Origin of the sequence: Chitinophaga sp. (assembly GCF_017745275.1) — a bacterium.
Taxonomy (GTDB): Bacteria; Bacteroidota; Bacteroidia; order Chitinophagales; family Chitinophagaceae; genus Chitinophaga.
In genome coordinates this window covers 271,846-283,982 of the sequence record NZ_JAGHZS010000001.1, presented here as the reverse complement: position 1 = coordinate 283,982, position 12,137 = coordinate 271,846, and the positions used below count along the sequence as shown (strand labels likewise).

9 protein-coding genes and 1 pseudogene are annotated in these 12,137 nt (G+C 39.7%); 4 read left to right on the top strand and 6 right to left on the bottom strand.

Annotation, left to right across the window (positions count from 1 at the left end):
- The first annotated feature begins 1 nt into the window (after position 1).
- Positions 2-1,519: a discoidin domain-containing protein gene (locus tag J7623_RS01250; RefSeq protein ID WP_291916305.1), complete on the top strand. Its 1,518-nt coding sequence runs from the start codon at positions 2-4 to the stop codon at positions 1,517-1,519.
- A 214-nt stretch (positions 1,520-1,733) separates the two neighbouring features.
- Here J7623_RS01250 and J7623_RS01245 read toward each other — a convergent pair whose 3' ends face one another.
- The 3 genes from J7623_RS01245 to J7623_RS01235 form a co-directional block, all read right to left on the bottom strand.
- Entirely contained in the window at positions 1,734-2,681 is a 948-nt protein-coding gene (locus J7623_RS01245) for an amidohydrolase family protein (protein WP_291916302.1), read from the bottom strand.
- Positions 2,682-2,749: 68 nt separating this feature from the next.
- The gene (locus J7623_RS01240) at positions 2,750-3,319 is read right to left on the bottom strand and encodes a Crp/Fnr family transcriptional regulator (RefSeq protein WP_291916299.1); all 570 of its coding nucleotides are present in this window, start codon (positions 3,317-3,319) and stop codon (positions 2,750-2,752) included.
- Positions 3,320-3,389: 70 nt separating this feature from the next.
- Positions 3,390-4,367 (bottom strand): helix-turn-helix domain-containing protein, encoded by a 978-nt coding sequence (locus J7623_RS01235; protein ID WP_291916296.1) that lies wholly within the window; start codon positions 4,365-4,367, stop codon positions 3,390-3,392.
- A gap of 118 nt (positions 4,368-4,485) precedes the next feature.
- On the opposite strand from J7623_RS01235, the gene J7623_RS01230 reads away from it, so the two are divergent.
- The 3 genes and pseudogenes from J7623_RS01230 to J7623_RS01220 form a co-directional block, all read left to right on the top strand.
- Positions 4,486-4,917: a VOC family protein gene (locus J7623_RS01230; protein WP_291916293.1), complete on the top strand. Its 432-nt coding sequence runs from the start codon at positions 4,486-4,488 to the stop codon at positions 4,915-4,917.
- A 200-nt stretch (positions 4,918-5,117) separates the two neighbouring features.
- Positions 5,118-6,104, top strand: a complete 987-nt coding sequence (locus J7623_RS01225) for a hypothetical protein (protein ID WP_291916290.1) — start codon at positions 5,118-5,120, stop codon at positions 6,102-6,104.
- 151 nt (positions 6,105-6,255) lie between these two features.
- Positions 6,256-6,930 (top strand): annotated as a pseudogene (locus J7623_RS01220) (IS481 family transposase); the annotation flags it as partial.
- A gap of 93 nt (positions 6,931-7,023) precedes the next feature.
- On the opposite strand, the gene J7623_RS01215 reads toward J7623_RS01220, so the two are convergent.
- From J7623_RS01215 to J7623_RS01205, 3 genes are read right to left on the bottom strand one after another with little or no spacing between them, the layout of a single operon-like run.
- The gene (locus tag J7623_RS01215; RefSeq protein ID WP_291916287.1) at positions 7,024-8,163 is read right to left on the bottom strand and encodes a DUF3322 and DUF2220 domain-containing protein; all 1,140 of its coding nucleotides are present in this window, start codon (positions 8,161-8,163) and stop codon (positions 7,024-7,026) included.
- The gene (locus J7623_RS01210; RefSeq protein ID WP_291916284.1) at positions 8,160-11,558 is read right to left on the bottom strand and encodes an ATP-binding protein; all 3,399 of its coding nucleotides are present in this window, start codon (positions 11,556-11,558) and stop codon (positions 8,160-8,162) included. Before J7623_RS01210 ends, J7623_RS01215 begins: the two co-directional genes overlap by 4 nt.
- Positions 11,536-12,132: a DUF4194 domain-containing protein gene (locus tag J7623_RS01205; RefSeq protein WP_291916281.1), complete on the bottom strand. Its 597-nt coding sequence runs from the start codon at positions 12,130-12,132 to the stop codon at positions 11,536-11,538. Before J7623_RS01205 ends, J7623_RS01210 begins: the two co-directional genes overlap by 23 nt.
- Positions 12,133-12,137: the final 5 nt, after the last annotated feature.

The following is a 12,137-nucleotide window of genomic DNA, read 5'->3' as shown; positions in this document are numbered from 1 at the left end:
TATGAAAACAATTACAAGCTGGACTTACGCCGCCTTTATCGGCCTGGTACTTTCATTAGCTTCCTGCGCTAAAATAGCGGAGAAGAATACGGAGGAAAAGAAACCACCGCCTGCTAATCAAAGTCTTTATAAACTGAATGTCATCTATTTCCTACCACAAGGGCAAGATACATTAACACGCTACCGGGAACGAATGACGGACATGTTGTTTTTTTACCGGGACTTTTATCGCGGTGAAATGAACCGCAATGGATTTGGTTCTAAAACCTTCGGCCTCCAAACCAATGCTGCCGGTACCCAGGTGGTATTTTCTGTTATTCACGGTTCGCATCCGGCGTCTTCGTATCCATATAACGGCGGCGCCGGACCTATGATGGACGATATCAATGCTTACTTCCAGCAGCATCCTGACGAAAAAAGAAGTGAGCATTATCTCGTCATTACACCAGTACCCGATGTGACACATGCAGATGTACCTTACTATGGTATTGGCAACTGGGCTTTTATTCTGGACCACTCCAAACTGGACATCAAACAGTACGGTGTGGGAATCGACTGGGTAGCAGGCAATGCACATGAACTGGGCCATGGACTGGGGTTACCGCACGACAAAGAAAAGAAGAGTGAAGCCGCTACCATTGGCACCTCGCTGATGAGTTGGAACGATTTCACTAAAGGAACTATTTTATCAAAAGCTGCCTGTGCTATTTTAAACAACTGTGAATTATTTAATAATACACCGGTGACCAATTACCAGCAGTCTTTTAAATCTTATGTAAAAAAAGTGAATGTCAGCTATTCCAATGGTAACATGGTAGTTAGCGGACGTTTCTTTGCCGCACAACCTGTGAATGGCATCAATGTGTACCAGGACCCTGATGCAAATGCAGATTCCTATGATACACCCAGCTGGTCCGCCGCTCCAATAGGAACAGATAGTTTTAATATTTCAACGCCCATCAGTGAGCTCTGGGACCTGACCGGCACTTATGCATTGCGTGTTGACCTGTTAGGAACAAATGGATACCGGCAAACCATTGTAACGTATCATTATTCGTTTATCAACCAGGAACCCGTGTTGGATCCGGCTATCGGTTCCAAACCGGAAATTCCTAAAACCGGTTGGGTGATCGCGGATGTTGATTCAGAAGAAAGCGGCTATCCTGCTACCAACGCACTGGATAATGATCCATCTACCTATTGGCATACTCAATACAGTGGTGCAGAGCCCACCCACCCTCATCAACTCACAATAGATATGGGTACTTCGCATTTATTGAATGGACTCACTTTCAGGGATCGTCAGGGAGTATGGCCAGGCATAAAAGATGTGACCGTATACACTAAAACAGCCACCGGTAACTGGACGCAGGCAGGAGTGTTTACTTTGAGAAAAAGTGATATGGACCAGTTTATTTCCTTTACTACACCGGTAGATGCCCGGTATTTCCGGATCGTAACCAGCAGCAGTTATGATGATGGCAGATCTTGCGCGCTGGCGGAGATCGGAGCTTATTAATTCACCTGGCAACAGGAGAAGCTTTTGTGAAACATAGAGGTGGTTAATACAGGCGAGGCGTTTCCCTGGGGAAGGCCTCGCTTGTTTAATTTAATGCATCGATTTGTGACATTTTTCGGAATTTCTGACAAAAAGTAATTCCCGGTAGGCCTGACCGTGAAGACGGATTAGAATGTTATTAAACACTACCATTAACCGGGTTCACTGTTTACCCTCACAAGCCCAATAATCTCTCTGCATTTCCGCCTGCTATCTTCGCTACTTGATCAGGTGGCAATGGAATGCTCTCCAGTAATTGCTTCCCTACTTCATTTGTACTGAAAGGATAGTCTACCGAGAACATGACATTATCAATACCAAAAGTTCCCAGTGCGGCCATCAGTGGAGGTAATGTAAAAATGCCACTGGTAGTAATGTGTACCTGATCACGCAGGGTTTGGCTCACAGACCGCTGATGATAGCCCGTGCCTGCCTCGAATTTTTCATCCAGCCTGGACATCATCATCGGTATCATTTCTCCCATGTGACCAATGATAAGCTTTAACCGGGGATACCGGTCCAGTGTGCCTGTGGTAATCAAACGTAGTATGTGCAGGGCTGTTTCCGCATGCCATCCCCAACCGCCGCACGCAAGCATCACACTTAATGATCCCGGCAGATCGTTGTAATAGGCATCGGCAACCGCTTTGGGTGGCAGGCCAGGATGCAGGTACAGCGGCATTTGTAATTGCTCTGCTTTTGCCAGCAGTGGCGTGAAATCAGGATGGTCGAGGAATTTACCATTGGTAAGCCCGTTGATTAAAGCGCCACAGAAATGATGTGCTGATTTTACTCTTTCCAGCTCGTTTGCAGCTGCTTCAGGAGCGCACATGGGTAAATGCGCAAATGCCCTGAACCGGGTAGGATGTACGGCAATTTTTGCGGCCAGCAAATCATTATACCTGGCAACAAATTGCAGGGCTTCCCGGGGAGGTAAACTTTCCGCGCCCCGGCCTACTACAGATAATACCTGTATATCAATACCGTTATCGTCCATGGATTGTAAGCGGGCATTGTTGATGTCTTCCAGTTTTTCCATTGCTTGTGGTGGAAGAGGCCATTGTTGTATCTCGTGGGCAAACTCAGGTAAAGTAACGTGTTCTTCTAATGTGATAATACGCATAGCTGAATTAATTTGAGACACAAAAGTCCAGCTATCTGTTTTCTATAACATTGATCAGGATCAAATAATCAGGATCCGGATTTTATTCTGCTGAGTGCTTCCTGGGTAATATTGAGATAATTTGCCACTAACTTATTAGGGAGTCGGAGCACCATTTCGGGGTTTTCTTTTAGCAGTAACTGATAACGCTCCCGTGGATTGAGGGTAATAAAGTCTTCCAGCCTGCTGGTATTAATGATATAGGCTTGTTCGAGGAAACCGCGATAGAATTTTTCCCAGTTAGGAATGGTGTTAAGCAGCCTGTAAAAATCTTCCCGGTTAATATACAGCAACTGTGATGGCTCAACGGCTTGCGTATCTTCCTTGAGCAATGTACCACCGATAAAAGACGTTAAAGAGGTAGAAAAGGAATTTTCGAAAGCAAACCGGCGCGTAGCTTCTCTTCCGTCGGGTTTTATGTAATATACGCGCAGGCATCCTTTGTTGACGAAAAACATTCGTCTCGATGGTTCTCCTGTTCTTCCAATTATTTCATTCTTTTTTGCAACCAGCAGATGGAAACAGGAAAGTACTTGTTGTAGATCAGCTTCGGTTAATTGAATCCTGTCTGTAATAAATTTAGTCAGTTGCTCCTGCATGCTAATGAATTGTGGTAACAATAATAAGAAAAAGAAGCAGGTACTCCGCTGATAGAAGCATAGATTTTGGTCAGTCCAGTATTTTCCTCGCGTATTTGTTTTTGTATTCTACAGGAGTCATGCCTGTAAAGCGCCGGAAAACGTCTCTAAAGCTTTGGGTATCTGTATAGCCAACATTCAGCATTACTTCCCGGATAGATTTTCTTCCTATTTCCAGTTGTTTTTTTGCTCCTTCAATTTTAACCCGTTGTATATATTCAGCAACGGTATTCCTGGTGGCTTTTTTAAATCGTCGTTCAAAGGACCTTCGGCTCATGTTGAATGCCTTCGCCAGTTCATCTACCGTGAGCTTTTCTTTATAATGCTTTTCAATATATGATTGTACTTCTTTGATATTGTCATCGTGATGTTCTTTCAGGCCATGGAACACAATGAAGGGTGACTGTATACTTTTATCGAGGTCAATAACGAAATATTTAGCAGCGTAGATGGCAATTTCCCGGCCTGCGTATTTTTCCACCAGGTGTAGCAGTAAGTTCCAGTAGGCATTACCACCTCCGCAGGAATACAGGCCATGTTGGTCGGTGATCATACGTTCATCTGCCACATCGATGGAAGGGTAGTAGAACTTTAACTCATTGGCATAACTCCAGTGGGTGGTACATTGCCGGCCTTTCAGGAGCCCGGAGAAGGCAAGTATAAAAACACCGGAGCTTAAGCAGGCGATTTCAACACCCTCTTTATATTGTTCGGCGGCCCACAGCGAGTAGGGTGTATTCAGCATCACCGCAGTAGTCATATCACCTGTTAAGGCAGGGATTATAATGAGATCTGCAGTTTGTATATCCTGCAGCCTCACTTCCGGTTTTACTTTAAAAAGGCCTCCATTATAGTTTACGTCGTCTGTAATGCCTGCGAGTCGTACCTCAAACAGCGCCTTTTTGCCCCGCTCGGTCAGAAAGGTGTTCACCATGGTAAAAACTTGCTGGCAGTCCACAATGGATGCCACGCCGGCATTTCTTACGGCGAGGATGAATATCTTGATCATAATGACCAAATGTAAATCAAACAAATGACGCAAACACCTGTCATAAGTTGCCGGATTTACCGTTTATGGTGATTGCTTTCTGTCTTTACCTTTGTTTTCAGCATAAAACATCTTTATCATGCAAGCAATCACCACTTATTTCAATTTTCAGGGTAATACTGAAGAGGCCATGAATTTCTACAAGTCTGTTTTTGGCGGAGAGTTCACTTCCTTCGCCCGTTTCAGGGATACTCCCGGTAGCGAAAATATGCAGCCGCATGAGCGGGATAAAATTATGAATATAATACTCACCACGAAAAGTGGAGCTGTGCTGATGGCTACAGACTTCCTGGAGTCAATGGAACAGAAAGTGCAGTTGGGAAATAATATACACCTGGTGATTCAGGCCGATTCAGAAGAAGAAGTGGATAGCCTGTTTAAAGCACTTTCAACTGGTGGAAAAATTGAAATGCCTGTGAATAAAACGTTTTGGGGCGCTTATTTTGGCATGTGTGAAGATAAGTTTGGTATCAAATGGATGTTTAATTATACCTATCCTGTCGCTAATTAATAAAGCAGAATTCCTGATTGATTCGATCGGTTTATTCTGACCCAAATTAAAGGTACTGATAAGCTTTATCAGTGCCTTTAATTTTGTGTGTTATATTGTATATATTCAGCTCATTCTAATAAAATTTGCCCCTATTTGCAGGTTTGTTTATATTAGTTTAACCACTGTACTAACCAGCTCTAAAGCCCAAATAAAGCATAATGAAATTAGCACCTACCCAGACATTTGAAATCCAGGATGCCGCACAAAAACAATTTCACAGGATCGTACTCTTAAATACGGGAACCGTTGTGGGATATTATTCACAGGACGACACCTGCTTTTTAGCGTGGTTTAAAGGGAATGAAATCGTGGAAACACGGGTAGATGAAATAGCCTGTGATGTTTTCGAAACGCCGGCTTTCTTCCATTTTCAAAACTATGCAGGGCTTTATTCTTCTAAAAATGATATCGTCATTCTATATAGTGAAGGCAATAAAAACACACCCACCAGGATTTCTATCACTAATCATCTTCCTAAAACAAAGTATCCAAATTTCGATAGAGCCCTGTCTAATTACTATTCGGCCGGCAACACTGATACCAACATAATACCTATACTTTTCACCAATGCAGGCATGTTACCTGTATATGCAGCCAACCTGTTGGTCGATGTAGAAAAAGAGACTGCCAGTTGGCTGGATTTAAAATACTGGAACAACAAACAACCGATCGCCGTGGAAAACGAAAGTTTCGATAAGCCGCAGAAAGCATTTACAATCTTGCATGCGCTGAATAAAAAGAACGTTTCACTCCTGTACGGGATCGGCGACAGGGATGGCGGTTATTTAAAGCCTGGAATGGAGTTCTCGGAATTAAGTACGGTAGATGAAAAAGGAACAGTAAAAGAAACATTATTTTCTCTGGGGAGATTGTACAAAGAGAATAAAAAGGGAGGTAAAGAATGCATATTCTCTTCATCGGGCAAGTATGCCATACTGACGCCGGCATTTAAATCAGATGATTGGAAAAACAAACAGAAGTTATTAGAGCTGGATACGAAACAGCTTATAGAACTGGAACTTCCGAAAGCGCTTTCGGATTACCGGGTAATTGATCATAATAATGAAGTGTTTTTGTTAGTGAACCGGCATTCCAACCTGGTATTTGCCGGCACGGATAGTATTGTTATTTGTCGGACGCAATAGTCGTTAGCGTTATATCAACATCTGCAAAAGTTACTTTGATAAACAGGCATAGACACGCAATTTTTTTTTCTTAGGCAGAGTATTTCCCGGAAGACACAATCCAAATAGAAGGCAGCAGTTTATTTTCGGGGATGAAACATCATTAGGGCTTGCTAGGGTCGCTCAGGATGGAATAGTTCTTACAGAAGCACAGATGATGGCAATTGAGCGCAAAAAAGAGAAAAGGAAAGCCTTCGTAGAAATAGAAACAGAGCACCCAGGCTATTTTGGTGCACAAGACACTTACTACGTTGGTAATATTAAAGGAGTTGGAAGGATCTACCAGCAAGCCTTTATTGATACCTATTCCAGGATTGCCTTTGCAAAAGTTTATGACCGGAAAAATGCTATTACAGCAGCGGACCTCCTTAATGACAGGGTGCTGCCATTTTTTGAAGAACAGCAGGTACCTATGATGCGCATTTTAACTGATAGAGGATCTGAATATAAAGGCAAGTATGAGCATCGTGAATATGAGCTGTATTTAACAATAGAGGGCATAGAACACTCTAAAACACAAGTCAGAAGCCCTCAGTCTAATGGTATTTGTGAAAGGCTTAATCGGACTATTAAAGAGGAATTTTATGTGGTTGCTTTCCGTAAAAGACTTTACACAACATTAGAACAACTACAAGCTGACCTGGACGGGTGGTTGGAATATTATAATAATCAAAGGCCACACAGCGGAAAATATTGTTACGGAAAAACGCCAATGGAGACCTTTATGGTAAGTAAGCACCGGGCTAAAGAAAAACAAATAAATGAGCTATCTTTAGCTACTACTTAACCATACAAAAATCCCTCGTACTGTCAGATCAAGTAGTAGCTATTACACTTCATTTTTAACTGAATTAGATTTTATCTCATGTTCCATTAGCTATTAATTTAATTTCTGTATAGATTGTTGGACAAACTGTTGAGAAATTCTTTCTTGTTCTAATCGTAGTTTTTGGCTGACAAGATAGTGATAAAGCTTTCGTTCATCTGGCATCAGATAGTTAAGCGTCTTTATTTTTGGACTATTTGCAACTACAAAGTTTTCAAAAGCTTCAAATGTCTTGATATCCATCAGAAAGCTCGATGCATTTGGATAGTATTGACGAATCATATTTAACATTTCAAATCCTGATCCATCTAGATCAAACCAACAATAAATATCTGTATTTTGCAGCCAGGGGATATGTTTAGTTAGACTGCTTTTAAACCCTTCTCCAAAGATGGCGATAGCGTCTTTGATCTTGGGAAATGTTAGAAAGCAGGTCTTGTTTTCAATTATAAAAACTTTTGATGGAGTCCATTTTAACCATGCAACATCGTCTAACGGAAGACTACATTCTTTATAACCAAGGTAAGGTTTGAGCTCATCATCAAGTAATCGGATCTGAGTGAAAGTATTTGCTTTTTTTAAATAGTATCTTAAAGTAAAATCAGTCTCATTCTTGTTAATCATTTTCTCTGGTAGCAGGATATCCAATAATTTTTTTAAAATGCCTGTATGTTGTTCAATAAATTTTGAATGGACTTCAAATGGTAGTTCTCGGATGTAGTATGGATAAGGGGCACTATTTGATGTAAAGAATTTGCAAACTAATAACAGCTCTTCCCATTCAGTTGCATAAGTAAGCAGAATTGAAGGATTGTTGCTTGCCCAAATTACCAATTCTGCAAAATATATAGTTATCAAGCTATGGGCATGGCTAATTTTTTTATAATCGACTGAGCGATGAGTTAAGTATAAATAGTCCTCCAGTGTTTCGATGTAAATATTTGTCGGTACCTGTTGACGGGTACCGTTGATGATTTTGTATTTCCAGTCAACCGAATATCCTTTTCCTATAATCGATTTAGAGCCTTGGTAAAGAGGGAGTACATCATTTTTCCAGTCAGTGTAGTTACTCCCTGTGATTTGTTTATCACTACGAATAGCTATAGGAAAAATGAGAGAACCTTTTAATTGAGCAGACATTATTTTAAAAAATTGTTTATCTGCTTTTGTCTTTAGTTCAGCGGGAGTGATCATTCTGTAATTGTGGCTAGGTGATTAAATTCCTCTTTCCTATCTCTGTATTCGTCCATTGTTAGATTATAGACTACGGAATGCCGTTTATTTTTAATCTCGACGAAATGGACTGCATGGATATAAGGCTCTGCTATATTAATTTTGTCCAATGGGGTTACAACCAAAATCTGTAAATTAAGCTGAGCGCAGAATTCCATTAAGAATTGACTTTTCTCGGGATCTAGTTTGCTAAAAGCTTCATCCACAGTAATAAATCTTAAACTTCGATGCTGCTTCCCTTCTTCAAAAATGCCAAATTGATGGGCTATAGCTGCACCTAGGATAGCATAGGTGAATTGCGCCTTTTGTCCACCTGAATAACTGGCGGTATTATCATGATATTGTCCAGGTTTATTATCTGCAGCTGAATGTTCCCTAGCACTGAAACTAAGCCAGTTTCGAATGTCGGTAACCTTTTTTCGCCATGTTTCCTCCTTTTGTAATTCAGTTATCAAATTTTTTATCTGTTGAAATACATTCTCTCTATAGGCATCATCTGTTTGGATACTGAATTCAAGCGCACTGGGAATAGCGGAGCTAAGCTGCTCTTTGAATAATTTAATCTCTTGCTCCTTTGTTGGACGGTACTCTAGTTGAAGATAGGTGTCTGGATTTTTGTTGAAAGTAATCTTACGTAAAGGAATATTTAGTTCAGCTATTACGTCTTTAATTTTTTCCTCCTCATTGTTTAGCCAGGTGCGATAACTAGTCAGCGCATCAAGCATACTTTTATCCATATATTCTCTAAATCGCCGTTTATGTTCTACTAGTCTTTGGTGGCGGATATTATTATATATATCCTCCAATTCGTCCAGACTTGTGAGCTGTGTTGAAATATTAATCACATCACCACTCCAGTCGGGAAATTCGCGCAGTAGGTTGTCGGGAGGATGTAAGAATTCAGCTATTTTTTCAATAGTACTTTCCTTAATCTTTCTAATGTTTTCGGCGGATACAGTGGTCTTCTTTTTTAATAATTCTTGCGTTTCCTCTTTAAATTTTGCCAAAGCTTCCAGGGTAATAACTTCATTCGTTTCAATTTTTTCTATAGCAAAGAATGATTGTATAGATGCTTCTTCCTCCTCTGATAAAATATCAAATTTAATAGCTATTTTTCGCTGATTAAATCTTAGATAATCACTTTCTTGTTTTGTAATCTCCTTTATATAGGTCTCTACAGTCTTCTTTTTTTCGATCAATGATGCTTCTATCTGTTCCAGTTGCTTTGAAATTGCCTGATATTGATCGGAGGATCCTTTTAGTTCTTCAACCTGACGTAATATGGATTCAATTTTGACAGCGTGTTTTTCCCAATTAATTTCATCGAAAGAAGCTACTAGGGACATTTGTATTAGTAGAGGTCTGACGTTTTCTAGTTTTTTTATGACGAGTAAGTGCTCTTCAAGCTGTTTGTTGATGCTTCGGTATTCCTTCTGGGCCAATTCTTTTTCACCCATAAGAAGTTGTATAGTTTCTTTATTATCCCAGCCTAATGTGTAATTAAGCTTACTCCATTTATTTGGACGGTCGTCTTTCTCGTGACGATGGAGATTACGAATCAGTCCATTAGATGTAATGGATTTCCTTGACCCATAAAAAACTTCTAGATTATCTGTACAGAGGTAATTATATCGCTCAAATAGCTGGTTCTTTAGCCAATCTTTATAAGATGTAGAATTTTTTATCTCGAGTTTATTAATAAGTAACTCCTCTTCGGTTGGCCAAATAATATAAGATTGCCCTTTTTTTGTATCTACCAACTGATAGATTAGCCGGGTGCCCAAGTTATTGGAATGTACAAAATGATTGACCTGTTTAATGTATCTTTCGGGTACAACCAATTGGCGAGAAAAACTATTTAAAACTCTTTCAATTGAGTCTTCCCAGTGAGATTCACTATCATTTACTCTTAAAAGCTCTCCTACAAATGGTAGCTCTTCCTCTCCTGTTTCCAATAAATCTAGTAGTTGAGCCCTTACATGAATTAAATCCGGAGGAATTCGGTTTTTCCGGTTCATGTAAGAGTTAACAGCAGCTTGTAATTGTTCAGTTTTTTCCTGAAGTTGTTTTTGGATAGACTTATAGTCAAAGCGTTTTTCAGTTAGTTCTTCCAATTGATCTTCTAATTTGGTTTTCTTTTCCTGAAGAATTTTTAAATTCTCATGGAAATCCACTTCATTGGCGACGGTATGTAACCCGAGATGAACAACCAGTTTGTTATAGTCGGTGGAGTGTGCTTGTTTTCGATCTCGCTTTTCAATTTCAGAGGTAAGATCCTTGTTTAGTAATCCAATTTGGTGGTCAATATTTAATGCTGCCTTTTGAGAAATAAGCTGATCCCTTTCCATCTCTTCTAGTCGGACTATATTACTTAGTTCTTCTTTCTTTTGGTTCTGTATTGATATGCTTTGTTCTAAAGATTCAGTTTTTTTATTTAATATGGTAAATTCTAGTTTATCCGCATATAAGGGAGCCAGAGTAGAAAGGTGTAAAAGGATATCAAGATCGTTTTCTTGTTTTACCAATGAAATTTTATTATCTACAATAGGAGTTAGTAATTCCAGTTGCTTTTCATCTTTCTTGATAGCATTATGACTAATAAGCAAATCCATATAGTGACTATGTAGATGCTTGAATTGTTCTTCAGACTCGGGTTCCTCCAGCATTTGTTGTCTAACGAACTGGGTTAAATCACCTAGCACTTTGATCCCTACCGTTTGATTAAAGAGAGATAGCGCTTTTTCTTTTAATCCAAATAGGTCGCTAAATCGGCTGCTATAGTCCTTAAAGCTATCATATAAGTCTAATTTGGGGAATTGCTTTTTTATCTTTTTACGCCATTCTCCTCTAATATCAAATTGATCTTTTCCAAAATGTTCCGCGACAGTAAGGGGGTAAGGCGCGATAATATATGCTTTCTTAAGACTGCCTCCCGAAAACCACCTGATTTGTACAAGCGTGATTGTATGTAGTGTGCCAGAGTTTTGAAAGCATGCCAACAAAACCGAGTATGGATTCTCTGCCTTATTGCGTAGTTGCTCAGTCTTAGATGTTTCGTCTTCCTCGGAATATGTTTTTCCATGATATCCCCAAAAATAGGATTGTTCATCGCGTTCCTTTTTTATCTCTGCGCCGGAAGATTGATTATAGAACCGTTTATTTGATGGAACTAACAAAGTAAGTAAGGCATCAATAAGTGTTGTTTTACCGCTACCATTAGCACCTGTCAGTAGAGAGGTTCGCCCATTTGGAATCAATTTATAAACTTTGCCATGAAATGTCCCCCAGTTATAAATCTCCATGTAGCGCAAACGGTATCCGCCTTCAGCATTATTATTCATGAACAGTGTTGACATAGGATGCTAGCTTTTGTTTGATTTCTTCCAGTTTCTCATTATTTATCAACGCCTTTATAATTCGCTTAACTTCATATTGATTATTATCCTTGTTGAGTGGATCCTCACGATTTAATTTTAAAATGCCAATAGTCTGTAAGTTATTTATTGGTCTTGCTAGTTCCCGCCATAATTTACTCTTGTTGGCTTGTTCTTTATAAAATAACTCAATTCGTTCCTTGACTTCTTTTTGAGTCAAAAACAACGTATTCCCTTCCTTTAGTATATCAAATTCTTCAAGCATTTCTCTAAGTATAATGCAAAGCAAAGTGGTTTCATAACTGAGATTTTGCTTGCGCATGAGCCTAGGTAAAGGATTTTCGTCATGTTCGTCTGCATCAGGTTGAATCAAATATGCAAATCCATCGATTTCATTTAAAATCAATTCAAGCCCGATTTTGGATATATATTCCAATATGGAGGTTTTCCATGCCTGTAGATCGCGCCATGATGCCTTTTCCTCTACGTAAATAGGACCTTGTAGAAGTTTAATTATAATATGGGCGTAATGGGTTCGAGTATTTGACTGTTCCATATAAA

What these genes read in the sequence shown, in the direction of transcription:
- J7623_RS01250 (WP_291916305.1), top strand. Translation starts at nt 2, where the DNA reads ATGAAAACAATTACAAGCTGGACTTACGCCGCCTTTATCGGCCTGGTA.
- J7623_RS01245 (WP_291916302.1), bottom strand. Translation starts at nt 2,681, where the DNA reads ATGCGTATTATCACATTAGAAGAACACGTTACTTTACCTGAGTTTGCC.
- J7623_RS01240 (WP_291916299.1), bottom strand. Translation starts at nt 3,319, where the DNA reads ATGCAGGAGCAACTGACTAAATTTATTACAGACAGGATTCAATTAACC.
- J7623_RS01235 (WP_291916296.1), bottom strand. Translation starts at nt 4,367, where the DNA reads ATGATCAAGATATTCATCCTCGCCGTAAGAAATGCCGGCGTGGCATCC.
- J7623_RS01230 (WP_291916293.1), top strand. Translation starts at nt 4,486, where the DNA reads ATGCAAGCAATCACCACTTATTTCAATTTTCAGGGTAATACTGAAGAG.
- J7623_RS01225 (WP_291916290.1), top strand. Translation starts at nt 5,118, where the DNA reads ATGAAATTAGCACCTACCCAGACATTTGAAATCCAGGATGCCGCACAA.
- J7623_RS01215 (WP_291916287.1), bottom strand. Translation starts at nt 8,163, where the DNA reads ATGATCACTCCCGCTGAACTAAAGACAAAAGCAGATAAACAATTTTTT.
- J7623_RS01210 (WP_291916284.1), bottom strand. Translation starts at nt 11,558, where the DNA reads ATGTCAACACTGTTCATGAATAATAATGCTGAAGGCGGATACCGTTTG.
- J7623_RS01205 (WP_291916281.1), bottom strand. Translation starts at nt 12,132, where the DNA reads ATGGAACAGTCAAATACTCGAACCCATTACGCCCATATTATAATTAAA.